20 protein-coding genes and 1 pseudogene are annotated in these 18,624 nt (G+C 49.8%); 11 read left to right on the top strand and 10 right to left on the bottom strand.

The annotated features are described in order from the left end of the window. The first annotated feature begins 72 nt into the window (after positions 1-72). The 3 genes and pseudogenes from NA330_RS00105 (at position 73) to NA330_RS00095 (ending at position 2,054) form a co-directional block, all read left to right on the top strand. A complete protein-coding gene (locus NA330_RS00105; RefSeq protein ID WP_001022822.1) occupies positions 73-576 on the top strand; it encodes a YciE/YciF ferroxidase family protein in 504 nt (167 codons plus the stop codon). Between the two features lie 73 nt (positions 577-649). After that, positions 650-1,156: a ferritin-like domain-containing protein gene (locus tag NA330_RS00100; RefSeq protein ID WP_001109977.1), complete on the top strand. Its 507-nt coding sequence runs from the start codon at positions 650-652 to the stop codon at positions 1,154-1,156. Between the two features lie 19 nt (positions 1,157-1,175). Continuing rightward, positions 1,176-2,054 (top strand): annotated as a pseudogene (locus NA330_RS00095) (manganese catalase family protein). Between the two features lie 81 nt (positions 2,055-2,135). On the opposite strand, the gene ompW reads toward NA330_RS00095, so the two are convergent. Further along, positions 2,136-2,774, bottom strand: coding sequence for an outer membrane protein OmpW (gene ompW / locus NA330_RS00090; protein ID WP_000714798.1), 639 nt, complete (start codon positions 2,772-2,774; stop codon positions 2,136-2,138). 335 nt (positions 2,775-3,109) lie between these two features. Between ompW and NA330_RS00085 the strand changes: the two genes are divergently transcribed. The 4 genes from NA330_RS00085 (at position 3,110) to yciA (ending at position 5,441) form a co-directional block, all read left to right on the top strand. After that, entirely contained in the window at positions 3,110-3,514 is a 405-nt protein-coding gene (locus NA330_RS00085) for a YkgJ family cysteine cluster protein (protein ID WP_000114954.1), read from the top strand. Between the two features lie 25 nt (positions 3,515-3,539). Continuing rightward, entirely contained in the window at positions 3,540-4,283 is a 744-nt protein-coding gene (locus NA330_RS00080) for a YciC family protein (RefSeq protein ID WP_000028507.1), read from the top strand. 56 nt (positions 4,284-4,339) lie between these two features. Further along, on the top strand, positions 4,340-4,879 hold the full coding sequence (locus tag NA330_RS00075) for a septation protein A (RefSeq protein WP_000808682.1): 540 nt from the start codon (positions 4,340-4,342) through the stop codon (positions 4,877-4,879). A 160-nt stretch (positions 4,880-5,039) separates the two neighbouring features. Further along, positions 5,040-5,441, top strand: coding sequence for an acyl-CoA thioester hydrolase YciA (gene yciA, locus NA330_RS00070; protein ID WP_000210317.1), 402 nt, complete (start codon positions 5,040-5,042; stop codon positions 5,439-5,441). 59 nt (positions 5,442-5,500) lie between these two features. Here the strand turns inward: yciA and tonB are convergent, their stop codons facing one another. Further along, complete coding sequence (tonB, locus tag NA330_RS00065; RefSeq protein WP_023242281.1) at positions 5,501-6,223, bottom strand: TonB system transport protein TonB; 723 nt, start codon at positions 6,221-6,223, stop codon at positions 5,501-5,503. Between the two features lie 223 nt (positions 6,224-6,446). Here tonB and NA330_RS00060 point away from each other — a divergent pair, with 223 nt between their 5' ends. After that, positions 6,447-6,743, top strand: coding sequence for a YciI family protein (locus NA330_RS00060; protein WP_000967605.1), 297 nt, complete (start codon positions 6,447-6,449; stop codon positions 6,741-6,743). 43 nt (positions 6,744-6,786) lie between these two features. Here the strand turns inward: NA330_RS00060 and NA330_RS00055 are convergent, their stop codons facing one another. Then, positions 6,787-6,960 carry a YciY family protein gene (locus NA330_RS00055; RefSeq protein WP_001531561.1) on the bottom strand — a complete coding sequence of 58 codons (174 nt, stop codon included), beginning with the start codon at positions 6,958-6,960 and terminating at the stop codon, positions 6,787-6,789. A gap of 142 nt (positions 6,961-7,102) precedes the next feature. On the opposite strand from NA330_RS00055, the gene cls reads away from it, so the two are divergent. Together cls and NA330_RS00045 are read left to right on the top strand one after the other, a co-directional pair. After that, a complete protein-coding gene (gene cls / locus NA330_RS00050) occupies positions 7,103-8,563 on the top strand; it encodes a cardiolipin synthase (protein WP_000206886.1) in 1,461 nt (486 codons plus the stop codon). Between the two features lie 33 nt (positions 8,564-8,596). After that, the gene (locus NA330_RS00045) at positions 8,597-8,926 is read left to right on the top strand and encodes an HI1450 family dsDNA-mimic protein (protein WP_000425070.1); all 330 of its coding nucleotides are present in this window, start codon (positions 8,597-8,599) and stop codon (positions 8,924-8,926) included. Between the two features lie 47 nt (positions 8,927-8,973). Here the strand turns inward: NA330_RS00045 and NA330_RS00040 are convergent, their stop codons facing one another. From NA330_RS00040 to NA330_RS00010, 7 genes are all read right to left on the bottom strand, one after another. After that, the gene (locus NA330_RS00040; RefSeq protein ID WP_000059074.1) at positions 8,974-9,810 is read right to left on the bottom strand and encodes an ion transporter; all 837 of its coding nucleotides are present in this window, start codon (positions 9,808-9,810) and stop codon (positions 8,974-8,976) included. Between the two features lie 47 nt (positions 9,811-9,857). Next, positions 9,858-10,862, bottom strand: coding sequence for a murein tripeptide/oligopeptide ABC transporter ATP-binding protein OppF (gene oppF, locus NA330_RS00035; protein ID WP_017441280.1), 1,005 nt, complete (start codon positions 10,860-10,862; stop codon positions 9,858-9,860). Next, the gene (locus NA330_RS00030) at positions 10,859-11,866 is read right to left on the bottom strand and encodes an ABC transporter ATP-binding protein (RefSeq protein WP_000058857.1); all 1,008 of its coding nucleotides are present in this window, start codon (positions 11,864-11,866) and stop codon (positions 10,859-10,861) included. The genes oppF and NA330_RS00030 overlap by 4 nt, the downstream gene beginning before the upstream one ends. Before the next feature lie 11 nt (positions 11,867-11,877). Next, positions 11,878-12,786 carry an oligopeptide ABC transporter permease OppC gene (oppC, locus tag NA330_RS00025; RefSeq protein ID WP_000979653.1) on the bottom strand — a complete coding sequence of 303 codons (909 nt, stop codon included), beginning with the start codon at positions 12,784-12,786 and terminating at the stop codon, positions 11,878-11,880. A gap of 14 nt (positions 12,787-12,800) precedes the next feature. Further along, on the bottom strand, positions 12,801-13,721 hold the full coding sequence (oppB, locus tag NA330_RS00020) for an oligopeptide ABC transporter permease OppB (RefSeq protein ID WP_000911097.1): 921 nt from the start codon (positions 13,719-13,721) through the stop codon (positions 12,801-12,803). 121 nt (positions 13,722-13,842) lie between these two features. Next, the gene (gene oppA, locus NA330_RS00015) at positions 13,843-15,474 is read right to left on the bottom strand and encodes an oligopeptide ABC transporter substrate-binding protein OppA (RefSeq protein WP_001518218.1); all 1,632 of its coding nucleotides are present in this window, start codon (positions 15,472-15,474) and stop codon (positions 13,843-13,845) included. A 776-nt stretch (positions 15,475-16,250) separates the two neighbouring features. Then, positions 16,251-16,898 (bottom strand): YchE family NAAT transporter, encoded by a 648-nt coding sequence (locus tag NA330_RS00010; protein WP_000615840.1) that lies wholly within the window; start codon positions 16,896-16,898, stop codon positions 16,251-16,253. A gap of 476 nt (positions 16,899-17,374) precedes the next feature. Here NA330_RS00010 and NA330_RS00005 point away from each other — a divergent pair. Beyond that, the coding region (locus tag NA330_RS00005; RefSeq protein ID WP_114443355.1) for an aldehyde dehydrogenase family protein at positions 17,375-18,624 on the top strand (1,250 nt) is incomplete at its 3' end.

Raw genomic sequence — 18,624 nt, 5'->3', positions numbered from 1 at the left:
ATAACACATGCTTTTATCAAGCAATCTGCGAGTCTTCTGGCTCGCAGTATTTTGCCCAGGAGAATTAGATTTATGAATATCAAAACCGTTGAAGACCTTTTTATCCATCTACTTTCAGATACCTATAGTGCAGAAAAACAATTAACCAAGGCTCTTCCTAAACTTGCCAGAGCCACGTCCAATGAAAAATTAAGCCAGGCCTTTCAATCTCATCTTGAAGAAACCCAGGGTCAGATTGAACGTATTGATCAGATCGTCGAATCTGAATCTGGCATTAAACTGAAAAGAATGAAATGCGTCGCTATGGAAGGGCTGATTGAAGAAGCCAATGAAGTCATCGAAAGTACGGAGAAAAACGAAGTACGCGATGCAGCGCTTATCGCCGCGGCGCAAAAAGTCGAGCATTACGAAATCGCCAGCTACGGCACGCTAGCCACCCTGGCCGAGCAGCTCGGCTATAGCAAAGCATTAAAACTGCTCAAAGAAACCCTCGACGAGGAAAAACAAACTGATTTAAAACTTACCGATTTAGCAGTCAGCAATGTTAATAAAAGTGCTGAACGCAAATCGAAATAATATTTTTAATTATCAGCTTGCATGATTCCGATTTTATTATCGGAGCAGATTATCACGCATTGAGGAATGTAAAATGAATTATACTGAACATTATCATGACTGGCTTCGTGACGCCCATGCCATGGAAAAACAGGCAGAATCGATGCTTGAATCTATGGCCAGCCGTATTGAAAATTATCCTGATATAAAAGCCAGAATTGAACAACATATTAGTGAAACCAAACATCAAATTACCATGCTCGAGGAAGTGTTGGACCGTAATGGCATTTCCCGTTCGGTGTTGAAAGACTCCATGAGTAAAATGGCAGCAATGGGGCAATCTATCGGTGGCATGTTCCCTTCCGATGAAATTGTCAAAGGCTCAATTAGCGGTTATGTTTTCGAGCAGTTCGAAATTGCTTGTTATACCTCCCTGCTGGCGGCGGCAAAAAAAGCTGGCGACACTGCCTCAATTCCAACGATTGAAGCCATTCTGAAAGAAGAAATGCAAATGGCTGACTGGCTTATCAAACATATTCCGCAGACAACGGAACAATTTTTACTGCGATCTGAAGCAGATGGCGTTGAAGCCAAAAAATAAATAATAAGCAGGAGGCAATATGTTTCGACACGTAAAACAACTTCAATATACTGTGCGAGTGAGCGAACCTAATCCTAGATTAGCGAACCTGCTGCTGGAACAGTTTGGCGGCCCGCAGGGCGAACTGGCGGCCGCCTGCCGCTACTTCACGCAAGGTTTAAGCGATGATGATGCCGGTCGTAGAGAGATGTTAATGGACATCGCCACCGAGGAGCTGAGTCATCTGGAAATTATCGGCTCACTGGTAGGAATGCTTAATAAAGGCGCTAAAGGCGAGCTGGCGGAAGGTACCTAAAACGAAGCGGAACTTTATCGCTCGCTGACGCAGAATGGTAATGACAGCCATATCACCTCTCTGTTGTATGGCGGCGGCCCGGCGTTGACAAACTCCGGCGGCGTACCGTGGACCGCGGCTTATATTGATACTATCGGCGAAGTCACAGCCGATCTACGCTCAAACATCGCGGCAGAGGCGCGAGCGAAGATCATTTATGAACGCCTGATTAATTTGACCGACGATCCTGGCGTAAAAGACACGCTCAGTTTCTTAATGACCCGTGAAGTCGCGCACCAGCTCTCTTTTGAAAAGGCGCTGTATTCGATTCGTAACAACTTCCCGCCGGGTAAATTACCGCCGGTAGAACAGTATACCGACGTGTACTACAACATGTCGCAAGGCGACGATCCGCGAGGTAGCTGGAATAGCGATGAGAACTTCAACTATGTCGCAGAACCGATGCCTGCTGTTGATGGCGGCGATGGCCTGGCGACAGTGAAATTGCCGCGCGAGCAGATGGCGCTGCTCAAAGCGATGGCAGAAAGAACGAAATCGGACCCCACCGTTGATCCTCTCACTGGCGCAGAACTAGGCTGCGGCGAACCGAAAGAAGACAAGTGAGTTCCGACAAGTAAAATCCGTGTGTCATGTCCTTTTTTGACCCCGCCTGGCGGGGTCTTTTTTCGTCACAACATCACGCGATTAGAAACGATAGCCTGCCGAGAACATAAATACCCATGGGTCCAGACGCACGCTGTCATGCTGCTGCACGCCGCCCATTTTATAATTGGCGGTAGTATCAATATCCATGTACCAGACAGAGGCGCCAATTAACCAGTCGCGGTTAATCAGGTAATCTACCCCAACTTGCCCTGCCGCGCCCCAGGAATCCTTAAAGCTCAGATCGGACAGCCCGGTCTTTTTACCATTATCGTTAAAGTCGTTATCGAAGAAGGTGGTGTAGTTCACCCCCACGCCGACATAAGGACGCACTTTGCTGCTGGAATCGCCGAAGTACCACTGCGCCATTAACGTTGGCGGTAACAGGTGGACCGTGGCGATATCACCCGTCGCGCCCGTACCCACCTTATGGCGGAACGGCGTGGCCGCCAGCAATTCAACCCCGATATTGTCCGTCGCCATGTAAGTGAATGTCAGGCCGAGTTGCGTGTTATTACTCACATCAAACCCGTTTAAATGCCCCAGCGTACCACCCGCCCCTTCTGTAGGTCTGACGGTTGCCGGACCTGCACGCATAAAGAATTCTCCGGCTTCGTGCGCGAACGCGCTGCCTGAGAGAAGAGTTGTTAACGCCAGTGCCGCCACTGTAAATTTTTTCATACCCGCTCCATCGTTATGGTTATAAAAGCGTGATGAATATACCCACAATGAAGTAATAAGTGATCTAACACAGATCACATTTGTTCTTATAATTTAACATTTATTGATCCAGATTAATTTAGAACTTGTATTGAAAATCCTGGTTATAGGAATTCAGATCAATTTTGACATATTCACGCTATGCAAATATTTGTCTGCTCTGTTGCCCTAGCGATAAAGGCTGGCTAAGGTAATCAATGTCCCGCAATGGCGCGTGGCGTTAAGATTCGCGAACACTGCGGGACAGATTAATTTCCGTTGTAATCTATTGATACGTGAGTTTTTGCAGGTGAATCATGAGCGTTCTTAACCCATGCATGACATGCGGTGCCTGTTGTGCCTATTTTCGTGTCTCCTTTTATTGGGCTGAAGGCGACGATGCCAGCGGATGCGTTCCGGCGTCATTAACCGAGCCCGTTACCCCTTTTTTACGTTGTATGGCCGGTACCAACCAAAAACAGCCGCACTGTAAAGCGCTAATTGGCACGCCGGGTGAAAACGTCAGTTGCGCTATTTATGAAAACCGCCCTTCAACCTGTCGCGAATTTTCGATATCGGGCGAAGGAGGCGAAGTGAATGAGGCGTGCAATCGCGCCCGCGCGCGATACGGATTACCGCCGCTTTACAAAGATATGCTTTTCCATACAACTGCTGATGCTGCCACTGTAGAGTTATCCAGGGTACAATTGCCCGCAAATTAACACCTGCAAAACTCAAGGAGAGTGCATGTCTATCACGGCGAAGTCCGTTTACCGTGACGCCGGAAATTTTTTCCGAAATCAATTTATTACTATCTTGCTGGTTTCGTTGCTGTGCGCATTTATCACGGTGGTCTTAGGTCATGCCTTTTCACCCAGCGATGCGCAAATCGCGCAACTCAGTGAAGGAGAACATCTGGCAGGCAGCGCTGGCCTGTTTGAGCTGGTACAAAATATGACGCCGGAGCAGCAGCAGATCCTGTTGCGCGCCTCTGCCGCCTCGACGTTTTCCGGGCTTATCGGCAATGCTATTCTGGCCGGCGGTATCATCCTGATGATTCAGTTAGTTTCAGCGGGACATCGGGTTAGCGCGCTGCGCGCTATCGGCGCCAGCGCCCCTGCATTGCCTAAACTGTTTATTCTTATTTTTCTGACTACCCTGTTAGTGCAAATCGGTATAATGCTGATTGTCGTTCCGGGGATTATTATGGCCATTGTGCTGGCGCTTGCGCCAGTGATGTTGGTTGAAGAGAAAATGGGCGTGTTTGCCGCAATGCGCAGCAGTATGCGTTTAGCCTGGGCTAACATGAGACTGGTCGCGCCTGCGGTGATAGGCTGGTTGCTGGCTAAAACATTGCTATTGCTGTTCGCGCCCAGCTTCGCTGTACTGACCCCAAATGTAGGCGCTGTACTGGCGAATACGTTGAGCAATCTGATTTCCGCAGTATTGCTTATCTACTTATTCCGCCTGTATATGTTGATTCGCCAATAATCCGCAATGCGCCGTTACGCGGCGCATTCGACGCTCGTTGATGATGGAATCGAAGAATGAAGCAGTTTCTGGATTTTTTACCGCTGGTTGTCTTTTTTGCGTTTTATAAACTTTATGACATCTATGCGGCGACCTCCGCACTGATTGTCGCGACGGCAATCGTGCTGATTTATAGCTGGGTGCGCTATCGGAAAATAGAGAAGATGGCGCTGATTACCTTTGTTCTGGTTGCCGTCTTCGGCGGTCTGACGCTCTTCTTCCATAACGATGAATTTATTAAATGGAAGGTGACGGTTATTTATGCGCTGTTCGCCGGCGCGCTGTTAATAAGCCAGTGGGTGATGAAAAAACCGTTAATCCAACGTATGTTAGGTAAAGAACTGGCGTTGCCGCAGCAGGTCTGGTCAAAGCTGAACCTGGCGTGGGCGCTGTTTTTTATTGCGTGCGGTCTGGCTAACATTTATATCGCCTTCTGGTTGCCGCAAAATATCTGGGTCAACTTTAAGGTCTTTGGACTCACGGCGCTGACGCTCATTTTTACCCTGCTGAGCGGCGTCTATATCTACCGGCATCTTCCACAGGAAGATAAATCATAACCCTCCCGTGACTTATCATCGCCAGACTGCGAACGCCTGGCGATATTTTCTTCGCCTTGACGCCCTGCGCTTTCCCGTCAGTACCTTTATTCCCACTATTCTCCACACAAAATTCATAGTAGCATCGCGGCTGTAATTTTTTCTGATAGTCGGTTTTACAATGACAACAATGGATAATACTCCTCAGGGCGAGCTGGTTTTACGTACATTGGCCATGCCTGCCGATACCAATGCGAACGGCGATATTTTTGGCGGCTGGCTGATGTCGCAAATGGATATTGGCGGCGCGATACTGGCCAAAGAGATCGCGCACGGTCGGGTTGTAACCGTACGCGTGGAAGGAATGACATTTCTGCGCCCCGTCGCGGTTGGCGATGTCGTATGCTGCTACGCGCGCTGCGTTAAACGCGGTACGACGTCTATTAGCATCAATATTGAAGTCTGGGTGAAAAAAGTCGCGTCAGAACCGATTGGACAGCGCTACAAGGCCACCGAGGCGCTGTTTATTTATGTTGCCGTCGATCCGGACGGTAAACCTCGCCCGCTCCCGGTTCAGGGTTAAGTATACCCGCTTACGCCGCCAGCAGGTGATGGTATATTCCTGGCTGGCGGCGCCAGAGATTACTCAATCTGCGCCGTACCGTTCAGACGGAAGATAATATTGACCACCAGCCCGGAACCCGGCTTGCCTGCTTCATAGCGCCATTTGCGCATCGCATTCTTAACTTCACGCTCAAACATATTGGCTGGCTGCGCGGACAGAATCTGTACATTTTCCACTCGCCCAGCAGAGGTCACGTCAAACTTCACCTTTACGCGGCCTTCAATACGTAACGCCTGTGCTCGCGCCGGATATTGCGGCTGGTTACGGCTCAGAGCGCGAGGTCCAGTGGGCAGGCTCACCGCCGGCTTGCTGGTCGCCGAGGCGGTGCTGCTTGTTGGCCGCGCCGGGGCGCTATTTTCAAACGGTGAGGCAGGACGCGGCGCGGCCGGTTTGACTTCGCGCTTCGGCTGCTCTTCAACCTTTTTCACCGGTTTCGGCTTCGGCTTGGGTTTTGGCTTAGGTTTGGGTTTCTCAATCACCACGGGCGCTTCTTTAGGCGGTTCAGGGATCGGCTCTGGCTCCGGTTCGGGTTCAACCACCGGCTCCGGCGGCGGCTGAACCGCCTGGGGCGGCTCCAGGTCGGCGGGTGAAACCATTGTCACCGTGATAGGCTGCGCTGGCGCAGGCAATTCAATAACCTGATGTACCGAGGTATAGAGCAAACCTGCCACTACAGCACCATGAATGCCTACGGAAAGGAGTGTCGGCCAGGGAAAGCGACGAGGTAAATCAAGGGTCATTGAAGTCATAATCGTTTCAGTTGAAAAACCAGAGCTGAATTTTAAATGCAAATAGCAATCATATTCAATAAGGCATTGCCGATAGCGGCATTTAAAAGATGATATCGCGCAAAAACACCACACAAAATGTGCATGTTTAACAAAGTCGGTATCTTTACATTGCAGTTAAATGCCCTTTCCAATAACGTAATCAGCAACTTTTACCGATTAAGGAGCTCTACCCGTGCTGTATGTTATTTACGCTCAGGACAATGCCAACTCGCTTGAAAAACGCCTCTCGGTACGGCCCGCGCATCTGGCGCGCCTGCAACTTCTGCATGATGAAGGGCGATTATTAACTGCCGGGCCGATGCCCGCAGTGGACAGTAACGATCCTGGAGTAGCTGGATTTACCGGGTCAACGGTGATTGCTGAATTTGAATCTTTAGAAGCGGCGCAATCCTGGGCTGATGCGGACCCCTACGTCGCAGCGGGCGTCTATGCGCAGGTTTCGGTCAAACCGTATAAGAAGATCTTTTGAAAAGGATGGCCTGTTGGGCACCGCATACGGTGCCCTTTCTGGCTCACACACCGTGAATCGCAAAGAGTAATGAATTACGCTGACGATTAAAGATGCATTTCCTGATGGTATGGATACGCATATTACGGCGTGATTGCCCTTCAAGCCAACGCGCTTTACGGCGGCTCGCCTGACGTAGCATTCGCCAGCGCCCCACTTCCGTTCTACTACGCTTCATGTTTACGACTCTCACTGTAACAGAAGCGCCATTATACCCCCTCGCCGGATGCAGACCAGCGCTTTTCCCGTGTTTTTATTTGCCATGTGAATCCTGACGCGTAAACTCTTAACAACACGCTTTCTAAAGGATTTTTAAAGTTATGACAACCTTCTACACCGTGGTGAGTTGGCTGGTCATTTTGGGATACTGGGTTCTCATTGCCGGCGTCACATTACGTATTCTAATGAAACGGCGCGCAGTTCCCTCCGCAATGGCCTGGTTGTTAATCATCTATATCCTTCCGCTGGTCGGGATCATCGCCTATTTGTCCGTGGGCGAATTGCATTTAGGCAAACGTCGCGCCGAGCGTGCCCGCGCCATGTGGCCGTCTACCGCCAAATGGTTGAATGACCTCAAAGCCTGCAAACACATTTTCGCGCAAGAAAACAGTAGCGTCGCATCGTCCTTGTTTAAGCTGTGCGAACGACGTCAGGGGATTGCGGGCGTCAAAGGCAACCAGTTGCAATTGCTTACCGACTCCGATGATGTCATGCAGGCGCTTATTCGCGATATCCAACTGGCGCGGCATAATATCGAAATGGTGTTTTACATCTGGCAGCCAGGCGGCATGGCGGATCAGGTCGCTGAATCGTTAATGGCCGCCGCCCGCCGCGGCATCCACTGCCGGCTTATGCTGGATTCCGCGGGTAGCGTCGCTTTCTTCCGCAGCCCCTGGGCGGCCATGATGCGTAACGCTGGCATTGAAGTCGTAGAGGCGCTGAAGGTGAATCTGATGCGCGTCTTTTTACGCCGTATGGATCTTCGCCAGCACCGTAAAATGGTGATGATTGACAATTACATCGCCTATACCGGCAGTATGAATATGGTGGATCCGCGTTTTTTCAAACAGGATGCCGGCGTTGGACAATGGGTCGATTTGATGGCGCGGATGGAGGGCCCCGTGGCGACAGCAATGGGGATTGTTTACTCCTGCGATTGGGAAATCGAGACGGGTAAACGCATTCTGCCGCCCCCGCCGGATGTGAATATTATGCCGTTTGAGCAGGCCAGCGGGCATACCATTCATACCATTGCTTCCGGACCTGGTTTTCCGGAAGATCTCATTCACCAGGCACTATTAACCGCCACCTATGCTGCGCGCGAATATTTAATTATGACCACGCCATATTTCGTCCCCAGCGACGATCTGCTGCACGCTATTTGTACCGCTGCGCAGCGCGGCGTGGATGTCAGTATTATCCTGCCCCGTAAAAATGATTCACTGCTCGTCGGCTGGGCCAGTCGCGCCTTTTTTAGCGAGTTACTGGCGGCGGGCGTGAAAATCTATCAGTTCGAAGGCGGGCTGTTACATACCAAAAGCGTGCTGGTCGATGGCGAACTGAGCCTGGTCGGTACCGTGAATCTCGACATGCGTAGCCTGTGGCTTAATTTCGAGATTACGCTGGTCATTGATGATACGGGTTTCGGCGCCGATCTGGCTGCGGTACAGGACGATTATATTTCGCGCTCCCGCCTGTTAGATGCGCGTTTGTGGGTAAAACGTCCGTTATGGCAGCGTATTACCGAGCGATTGTTTTACTTCTTTAGTCCATTGCTGTAAAACGTGACCAACATGAGTAAACAGGTAGTCACTATGGAAATGGATCTGAACAATCGCCTGACTGAAGACGAAACACTTGAGCAGGCTTACGATATTTTTCTTGAGCTGGCGGCGGATAATCTTGATCCGGCTGATATCATTCTGTTCAATTTGCAATTCGAGGAGCGCGGCGGCGCGGAGTTGTTTGATCCCGCTGAAGACTGGCAAGAGCACGTCGATTTTGACCTGAATCCAGACTTTTTTGCCGAGGTGGTGATTGGCCTGGCGGATACCGAAGACGGCGAAATTAACGACATTTTTGCCCGCGTTCTGCTGTGCCGGGAAAAGGACCACAAGCTGTGCCATATTCTCTGGCGCGAATAAGCGGTTCAGGCCGGATGGCGTCTGATTGCGCCCTCCGGCAAGCCTGTTTAATCCGGTAGCTTACTGCCGCATCGGTTACAATATTGCGCGCTATGTTCATGCTGGCTTTGCTGGCACTGCGGACATTTTCGCTGCCAGTGACGTTTTTGAAACGCGCTGCTCATGTGCGTGGTAATCAGTCCTGTAGGAATCGCAATCACCGAATAGCCAATCAAAATAAGCACCGACGCGACAATACGTCCCAGCGGCGTATGCGGCGTAATATCACCGTACCCCACGGTTGTGACTGTCACTATCGCCCAATACACCGAGGCATTAAGCGTCGTAAAGCCATATTTCGGTCCTTCAATAAGATACATCAGGGCACCGAAAATAATCATCACGATCGCAATAAATGAATAGAACAGAATAAGCTGATGACGCGCGCTAATAATGGCGCTCCAGAATACCCGCAGAGATGGCATAAAGCGTAGCAGTTTAAGAATACGCAGCACGCGAATCGCTCGCATTGCGCGCCAGGCAAACATATAGTTCAGGCTAATTTCCGGCCACAGCCACATGACGTACAGCGGCAAAATCGTCACCAGATCAATAAATCCCCAGAAACTAAAAACGTATTTTGCCGGTTCGGGCCAGCTAAACAGTCTGAGCAAGTATTCACCGGTAAATATCAGGGTAACGCAGAGCTCCAGCCAGACAAAAATATGCCATTCATCAAATGTCAGGTGATATTCCGTTCCTACGCCTGATTCAACAAAAATGACCAGTACGCTAAGCAGCGCAAACAGCGCGCATAACCCTTCAAAACGGCGACCTGAGCGCGTAGTCAAATCGAACAGATTATGATAAAGACGACGGCGAACCGACGACAAAGAAAGTGACACGGTAACCTCACCTAAAAGAAGGGCTGACGAATTGTCAGCCCTTGCGATTATAACGGGTCTACTTTAAGGCAGGAAACGGCATGGCGAAAACTCCCTTCCAGCACCGGTCGCGTTTGCGCGCATTCTGGCCCGGCTAGCGGACAGCGTGTACGGAACACGCAGCCGGAAGGCGGGTTAATGGGCGAAGGTAATTCGCCCTCCAGCAATTGTATCTTCTTATTTCGCTCCAGATCGGGATCGGGAATCGGTACCGCCGACATCAGCGCTTTGGTATAAGGATGCAGTGGATTATGGTACACCTCATCATAGGTGCCCAATTCTACTGCATGACCGAGATACATCACCAGGACACGATCGGATATGTGCTTTACGACCGCCAGATCGTGCGCAATAAAAATCAACGACAGCCCCATCTCTCGCTGTAACTGCTGGAGCAAATTCACCACCTGCGCCTGAATAGAAACGTCCAGCGCCGACACCGGCTCATCGCAAATAATGAGCTTAGGTTCCAGGATCAATGCCCGGGCGATACCGATGCGCTGGCACTGCCCCCCGGAAAATTCATGGGGATAACGGTTGATGAGATTCGGCAGCAGCCCCACTTTCAGCATCATGGCTTTCACGCGGTCACGCACGTCCTGGCGCGAAAGTTTAGGATGATAAGTGCGCAGCGGTTCAGCGATAATTTCGCCAATCGTCATTCGCGGATTGAGTGACGCCAGCGGGTCCTGGAAAATCATCTGGATATCGCTGCGCACCTCGCGCCACTCATCCGCTTTCATGCCCAACAGATCTTTTCCCAGCCAGGCGACTTTACCGTCTGTCGCCTTCACCAGACCAATAATGGCGCGCGCAAACGTCGACTTGCCGCAGCCGGATTCGCCCACCACGCCCAGCGTTTCGCCTTCATACAGGCGTAGCGTAACGCCGTCCACCGCTTTCACAGTTTTCGGCGGTTGCCAGAACCACTGCTTCCCTTCTTTGATATCAAAATGTACTTTCAGATCGGCGATTTCGAGGAGAACTTTACGTTGTTCAATCACAGCATTCATAGCAGTTCCTCCACCGGTTTAAAACAGGCGCGCAAGCGACCAGGACTGAACGCTTCAAGTGGCGGCGCATTATTGCAGATCTCCATCGCATGAGGACAACGCGGCTGGAATGGACAACCTTTAGGCAAACGCAATAAATTGGGAGGATTGCCCGGAATCGTCAGCATTTCCGCCCCCTCGCTATCCAGACGCGGCACCGCATTAAGCAGTCCTATCGAATACGGATGGACGGGCTGATAAAAAACATCGCGCGCCTTACCGTATTCCATGGTACGCCCGGCATACATTACCAGGACCTTATCGCAAATACCCGCGACCACGCCCAGATCGTGGGTAATCATGATAATGGCGGTATTAAATTCGCGCTTTAGCTCATTAAGCAAGGTCATAATCTGCGCCTGCACGGTAACATCAAGCGCGGTGGTAGGCTCATCGGCAATAAGCAGTTTCGGCCTGCACAACAGCGCCATCGCAATCATCACACGTTGACGCATTCCGCCGGAAAATTCGTGCGGGTACATTTTCATCCGTTTGCGCGCTTCCGGCATTTTTACGGCATCCAGCATTCTGACGGACTCTTCAAAAGCTTCCGCTTTGCTCATCCCTTTATGCAGCATCAGGACTTCCATTAACTGCTCCCCAACGCGCATATAAGGATTTAGCGAGGTCATCGGGTCCTGAAAAATCATCGAAATCTGTTCTGCGCGCAGCGTATTCAGTTCGCGCTCAGGTAGATTAAGAATTTCACGTCCGTTAAAGGTCGCGGAACCGCCGATTCGACCATTCGTCGCCAGCAGTCCCATTAATGCGAACGCCGTTTGCGATTTCCCCGATCCAGACTCGCCAACAATGCCTAACGTTTCTCCAGCGCGAAGCGTAAAGTTCAGATCGTTGACCGCCGTCACATCGCCATCAGGCGTAGCGAACGTAACACGAAGATCATTTACCTCCAGCAGTACATTCGCCGGTTGCGGCGCCTGAGTTGCGGTTTCTGATAAGCTCATGGCTGTACTCCTTAACGATCTTTCGGGTCGAGGGCATCACGCAGGCCATCGCCAATAAAGTTAAAACAGAATAACGTCACCACGAGAAAGCCAGCCGGAAACAGCAGCAGCCACGGTGAGACTTCCATTGAATTTGCGCCATCGCTCAACAACGCTCCCCAACTGCTTAACGGTTCCTGCGTCCCAAGCCCCAGGAAACTGAGGAAAGACTCAAACAGAATCATGCTGGGCACCAGCAACGATGCATACACTACCACTACGCCCAGGACGTTAGGCACAATATGGCGGATCACAATGCTGGCGGTCGACACACCTCCCACCTGCGCGGCTTCGATGAACTCTTTACGTTTAAGACTTAGGGTTTGGCCACGCACGATACGCGCCATATCAAGCCAGGAGACCATGCCGATGGCGACGAAAATCAACAGAATGTTCTGCCCAAAAAACGTCACCAGCAAAATCACAAAGAACATAAACGGGAACGAGTTGAGGATCTCCAACAACCGCATCATCACAGAATCAATTTTGCCGCCCAGATAGCCGGACAGCGAGCCATACAGCGTTCCGACAATGACCGCCACCAGCGCGGCGGCAATCCCGACCATTAATGAGATACGCCCGCCGATGGCAACGCGCACCAACAGATCGCGCCCGGAAGAGTCAGTGCCGAAATAGTGGCCGGACGCCATATCCGGCGCGCTGGACATCATGCCCCAGTCGGTATCGAAATAGGTAAATTGCGACAGCATAGGCGCCACTGTCACGAATAGGGCTATCAGAAACAGGACAATAAGACTGGCCACCGCCGCACGGTTATGCATAAAGCGCCGACGGGCATCTTGCCAAAGGCTGCGACCTTCCACCTCCAGCTTTTCACTGAAATTTTCCAGCGTCTCGCTGTTTTTCTTACTTAACATCATCGCGAGCTCCAGTATCAATAGCGAATTTTCGGGTCGATAACGGCATAGAGCACATCGACAATGGCGTTAAACAATATGGTCAGCGCCCCGACTAAAATGGTCAAACTTAACACCAGCGAGTAATCGCGGTTGAGCGCGCCATTAACGAAAAGCTGCCCAATGCCCGGTAAGCCATAAATCGTTTCAATCACCATTGAGCCGGTAATAATGCCGACAAAGGCTGGCCCCATATAGGATAAAACCGGCAGCAGCGCAGGTTTTAACGCATGGCGGAAGATGATTCTGCGCATCGGTAATCCTTTTGCCCGCGCGGTACGAATAAAGTTCGAATGCAGAACTTCAATCATTGAGCCGCGCGTAATACGAGCGATGCTGGCAATATAGGCCAGTGAAAGCGCGACCATCGGCAGGATCATAAATTTTAACGCCCCGCCGTTCCAGCCGCCGCCAGGCAGCCATTGCAAGGTTATCGCAAAGACCATCACCAGTAACGGCGCCACCACAAAACTGGGGATAACGACGCCGGTCATGGCAAATCCCATCACCGTATAATCCCATCGCGTATTTTGCTTTAGCGCGGCAATCACGCCAGCGCTGACACCAATAATGACCGCCAGCAAAAAAGCGGCGGCGCCAAGTTTCGCCGAAACGGGGAAGCTGGCGGCAACCAGATCGTTGACCGTGTAATCTTTGTATTTAAACGATGGTCCAAAATCGCCATGCGCCAGCTGTTTCAGGTAGCTGAAGTACTGCGTCATGATGGGATCGTTCAGATGATATTTTGCTTCAATATTGGCCAGCACTTCCGGCGGCAATGCGCGCTCGCCGGTAAAAGGGCTACCCGGCGCGAGGCGCATCATAAAGAAAGAGATGGTAATAAGAATAAACAGCGTCGGAATCGCTTCCAGACAGCGGCGTAAAATAAATTTCAACATTGCCCGTACCTTCTGGCCTGTGCCTTTACTTCCCGGATGTGACAAAAGATCCGCCAGGGAAAGTTATAGTGCGATGAAAAAAGACACCATGGGACAACCGCAGTTGTCCCATGTCTTGCCATTAATGTTTGATAATATATAAGTTTTTCACATAAATATTATCCAGCGGGTCTTTACCGGTATACCCGCCCACCCAAGGTTTCACCAAGCGCGCGTTAACGTAGTAATACACCGGCACAATAGCCGAGTCTTTATCTAACTGCTGCTCCGCTTTAGCGTAGAGTTCGCTGCGCTGCGTATCGTCCGCCACTTTCAGCGTGTCAGCAATCAGCTTATCAAACGCCGGGCTCTTATAATGCGCGGTGTTATTTGAACTGTCGGACAACATAGTATTCAGGAATGAGGTCGGTTCATTATAATCTGCGCACCACCCGGCTCTGGCGACATCAAAGGTGCCCTGATGACGGGTATCCAGGAAGGTCTTCCATTCCTGATTCTCCAGATTCACATTGACGCCCAGATTTTTCTTCCAGATAGACGCCACGGCAATGGCCAGTTTTTTATGTAGATCGGAGGTGTTATACAGCAGGTCGAATGTTAAGGGCTTATCCGCCGTAAAGCCGGCTTCAGCCAACAATTTCTTCGCTTCTTCATTACGCTTTTGCTGGGACCATTTGAACCACTCAGGCTCTACCAGTTTTGCGCCATCGGTATACGGCGGCGTGTAGCTATAAGCGGGTAAATCGCCCTGATTTTTAACCTTATTAACAATAATGTCGCGATCTAACGCCAGTTTCAGCGCGGTACGCACGCGGACATCGTTAAATGGCGCTTTTTGATTATTAATTTCGTAATAATAGGTACACAAATAAGGGTCTACGCGGACTTCATTCGGGATCTCTTTTTTCAGTTTCTGGAATAATTCGATCGGCATATTGTTATAAGTCATATCGATCTCGCCGCTGCGGTAGCGGTTAACATCCGTCACCTCCGAAGAGATAGGCAAATAAGTTACCTGATTGATGACGGTTTTGTCGTTATCCCAGTATTGCGGGTTACGCTCCAGCACGATACGTTCGTTCACCACCCAGTTTTTTAACTTATAAGCGCCGTTAGTGACAATATTGGCCGGTTGTGTCCATTTATCGCCAAATTTTTCGACCGCCGATTTCGGTACAGGAGACACTGAAGGGTGGACCAACAATTTGTAGAAATAAGGCACCGGCTCACTTAAGGTCACTTCAAAGGTGTGATCATCAAGCGCTTTTACCCCCAGATCGGTGGCGGGTTTTTTACCGGCGATAATGTCATCGATATTAGCGATATGACCGTATTGCAGATAGCTGGCGTACGGCGATGCCGTATTAGGATCGGCCAGGCGTTGCCAGCTATAAACGAAATCATGGGCGGTGACGGGCGTACCATCTGACCATTTCGCATTTTCACGTAGATGGAATGTCCAGACTTTAAAATCTTTATTTTCCCATTTTTCCGCGACGCCCGGTGAAGGATGCCCCTCGACATCACTAATTAATAAGCCTTCAAAGAGATCACGGCTGACGTTCGATTCCGGCACGCCTTCAATTTTATGCGGGTCGAGAGACTGCACTTCTGATCCATTATTACGTACCAACGTTTGCTTGTCGGCTAACTGAACACCGGCGGGCACGTCTGCCGCAGTCGCGGCGCTGGCGGCGATGAGCGCAGTGAGTATTCCCACTGCAATTAAACTTTTTTTCGTGATGTTAGACATTGTGTTTGTACTCCACTCATTATAATTACTGGTTTTTACCAGCCTGTTTAATCCCGTCAGGGTTCCTGTACAGCACTGGTGGTGTACTGCCAGGTCTGTCACTGCTTTTGCTATCACCGACTTTATTTATTCTGACGATTCGTTCGATCGCCTTTCGTCGATTCGGTATACGACGTACCTGCCCACGTCGCACGTTATTTCTGACAACCATGTAAATGAAAATAGTTATCAACAATGTGAAATCTTCTGCAAAATGTTTGGCCGAAAAGTATCAAATGCGTTTCTGAACCGCCAATTCATTTTACAATTTTGTTAACCAATTCTCTTTTATGGAAAATTTCCTGCCCAGAAAAACAGTTAAAGAATGTTAAAAAATTTTAATTTATTATTTATAATCAACAAGTTGAAAGAAAAATATCTCTCTGTCACATCGTAGGTTATGCCTTCGCCATAAAACACACACAAATTTAACAAATGCTCATTATTTAGCACATTCATCTACGATGGAGCTGAAACAACTAATAACATTTCAATAATCCTTCATCAAGCCCCAGAGTATGGTGTGAATAAAATAACAGACCTACCGCTTCTCACGGACTCAGTAATGTTGATAATAGTTTGATTAATAAAAATAAATAGCGTTAGATTATATTAGTATTTTTTATCATTAAAACACTGAATGCTTATCAAAGTAAGAAGTGTTACGTGGGAATGTCACTGGGAATGTCACAAGGCGGCCCCCTTAGGGCGCCGCCTGTAAATCAACAGGTGGGAGTTTAGTTGAGCAAGCCGGGGAAAATGCCTTTTATTCCTGTGACAATAAATTCGATGCCGAGCGCCATTAACAACAACCCCATGATTCGGGTAATAACGTTGATACCGGTTTGCCCCAGCAAACGAACCAGCCACGGCGCCATACGGAACACGCCCCAGCAGCAAAGCGCAAAAAGCGCAATGGCAACTGAAAAACCAAGCAAATGCGCGATGCTGTGATAACGCGTCCCCCAGACGATAGTGGAGCTAATCGCCCCTGGCCCCGCCATTAACGGTAGCGCTAACGGCACAACGCCAATGCTCTCGCGTATGGCCGTCTCTGACTTTTCTTGCTTGTTTTGTTTATCTTCCCCCAGCTTCCCGCTGATCATCGACATTGCAATGGTGACAACCAGGATACCGCCCGCAATTCTGAACGAGTCAATAGAAATACCAAACAGCTGCAGGATGCCATCGCCGAGGAATAAGGAACTCCACAAGATAATCGCAACCGACAGATTCGCGGTGAGGTTAGTTTTATTACGCGCCGTGGCCGTCTGGTAGCTGGTCATGCTGATGAAAACGGGGATAATCCCCACCGGGTTAACCAGCGCAAAGAGCCCGATAAAGAACTTAAAGTAAACAGGAAAATCAAAAAGCGGTTGAATCACGGTTAGCTCCGAAGCGTTAGCCGGATGAAGTCAATGTTCGTTAATGATCAAAACGCGCAGAAGATACGCCTTTTATTCGCATAGTTCACCTCTTATCTACACGTAATTTCATCCATTCATCGCTGTTATTTATATGTACTCGTTATGCTAATCCACTCACTCTTCATGACAACGATTTCTTAACAATTTACATAAAAGGCTAAAATGGCCTGCTGAAAGGTGTCAGCTTTGCGTAATCTTGATTTAGATCACACAATCGCTACTCAGAAGTGAGTAATCTTGCTTACGCCACCTGGACGTAACGCGTTAGAGTTAAATGATACTAACGCAGAAGCTCTTTTAGTAAATCAGAGCGAAACGGACGTTAAGTAACCACCTGAATTTCAGGCATTTATACAAAGTATCGTCGATCTGTCTATACTCACGTATCGCGCAGATGATTTACTAAAAAAGTTTAACATTATCAGGAGAGCATTATGGCTGTTACTAATGTCGCTGAACTTAACGCACTCGTAGAGCGTGTAAAAAAAGCCCAGCGTGAATATGCCAGTTTCACTCAAGAACAGGTCGACAAAATCTTCCGCGCCGCCGCTCTGGCCGCCGCTGATGCCCGCATTCCGCTGGCCAAAATGGCCGTCGCCGAATCCGGTATGGGTATCGTGGAAGACAAAGTGATTAAAAACCACTTCGCTTCTGAATATATTTACAATGCCTATAAAGATGAAAAAACCTGCGGCGTGCTGTCTGAGGACGACACCTTCGGAACCATCACCATTGCTGAACCTATCGGCATTATTTGCGGTATCGTTCCAACCACTAACCCAACCTCTACCGCAATCTTCAAATCGCTGATTAGCCTGAAGACCCGTAACGCCATCATCTTTTCTCCGCATCCGCGCGCTAAAGAAGCAACCAACAAAGCGGCAGACATCGTTCTGCAAGCGGCTATCGCTGCCGGCGCGCCGAAAGATCTGATTGGCTGGATCGATCAACCTTCCGTAGAACTGTCTAATGCGCTGATGCACCACCCGGATATTAACCTGATCCTTGCGACAGGTGGTCCAGGCATGGTTAAAGCAGCATACAGCTCCGGTAAACCTGCTATCGGCGTAGGCGCAGGCAACACCCCGGTTGTTATTGATGAAACCGCGGATATCAAACGCGCTGTGGCGTCTGTTCTGATGTCTAAAACCTTCGATAACGGCGTAATCTGTGCTTCTGAACAGTCTGTTGTCGTTGTTGATTCCGTCTATGATGCCGTTCGCGAACGTTTCGCCAGCCACGGCGGCTACATGCTGCAGGGCCAGGAGCTGAAAGCGGTTCAAAACGTTATCCTGAAAAATGGCGCTCTGAACGCCGCTATAGTCGGTCAGCCAGCCTACAAAATCGCTGAACTGGCAGGCTTCTCCGTACCAGAAACCACCAAAATTCTGATCGGTGAAGTTACAGTCGTTGACGAAAGCGAACCGTTCGCACACGAAAAACTGTCTCCGACTCTGGCGATGTATCGTGCGAAAGATTTCGAAGAAGCGGTAGAAAAAGCAGAAAAACTGGTCGCTATGGGCGGTATCGGTCACACCTCCTGCCTGTACACTGACCAGGATAACCAGCCAGAACGCGTTGCTTACTTCGGTCAGATGATGAAAACTGCGCGTATCCTGATCAACACCCCGGCCTCTCAGGGTGGTATCGGTGACCTGTACAACTTCAAACTCGCACCTTCCCT

Origin of the sequence: Salmonella sp. NW722 (assembly GCF_051702785.1) — a bacterium.
GTDB classification, from domain to species: domain Bacteria; phylum Pseudomonadota; class Gammaproteobacteria; order Enterobacterales; family Enterobacteriaceae; genus Salmonella; species Salmonella enterica.
This window is presented reverse-complemented; position numbering and strand designations above follow the sequence as displayed.

Excerpts from the sequence above, each read along its gene's own strand:
- NA330_RS00080 (WP_000028507.1), top strand. The coding sequence starts at position 3,540 with ATGTCTATCACGGCGAAGTCCGTTTACCGTGACGCCGGAAATTTTTTC.
- NA330_RS00030 (WP_000058857.1), bottom strand. The coding sequence starts at position 11,866 with ATGAGCTTATCAGAAACCGCAACTCAGGCGCCGCAACCGGCGAATGTA.
- yciA (WP_000210317.1), top strand. The coding sequence starts at position 5,040 with ATGACAACAATGGATAATACTCCTCAGGGCGAGCTGGTTTTACGTACA.
- oppB (WP_000911097.1), bottom strand. The coding sequence starts at position 13,721 with ATGTTGAAATTTATTTTACGCCGCTGTCTGGAAGCGATTCCGACGCTG.
- NA330_RS00055 (WP_001531561.1), bottom strand. The coding sequence starts at position 6,960 with ATGAAGCGTAGTAGAACGGAAGTGGGGCGCTGGCGAATGCTACGTCAG.
- NA330_RS00085 (WP_000114954.1), top strand. The coding sequence starts at position 3,110 with ATGAGCGTTCTTAACCCATGCATGACATGCGGTGCCTGTTGTGCCTAT.
- NA330_RS00100 (WP_001109977.1), top strand. The coding sequence starts at position 650 with ATGAATTATACTGAACATTATCATGACTGGCTTCGTGACGCCCATGCC.
- tonB (WP_023242281.1), bottom strand. The coding sequence starts at position 6,223 with ATGACCCTTGATTTACCTCGTCGCTTTCCCTGGCCGACACTCCTTTCC.
- oppA (WP_001518218.1), bottom strand. The coding sequence starts at position 15,474 with ATGTCTAACATCACGAAAAAAAGTTTAATTGCAGTGGGAATACTCACT.
- ompW (WP_000714798.1), bottom strand. The coding sequence starts at position 2,774 with ATGAAAAAATTTACAGTGGCGGCACTGGCGTTAACAACTCTTCTCTCA.
- oppF (WP_017441280.1), bottom strand. The coding sequence starts at position 10,862 with ATGAATGCTGTGATTGAACAACGTAAAGTTCTCCTCGAAATCGCCGAT.
- NA330_RS00105 (WP_001022822.1), top strand. The coding sequence starts at position 73 with ATGAATATCAAAACCGTTGAAGACCTTTTTATCCATCTACTTTCAGAT.
- NA330_RS00075 (WP_000808682.1), top strand. The coding sequence starts at position 4,340 with ATGAAGCAGTTTCTGGATTTTTTACCGCTGGTTGTCTTTTTTGCGTTT.
- oppC (WP_000979653.1), bottom strand. The coding sequence starts at position 12,786 with ATGATGTTAAGTAAGAAAAACAGCGAGACGCTGGAAAATTTCAGTGAA.
- NA330_RS00045 (WP_000425070.1), top strand. The coding sequence starts at position 8,597 with ATGGAAATGGATCTGAACAATCGCCTGACTGAAGACGAAACACTTGAG.
- cls (WP_000206886.1), top strand. The coding sequence starts at position 7,103 with ATGACAACCTTCTACACCGTGGTGAGTTGGCTGGTCATTTTGGGATAC.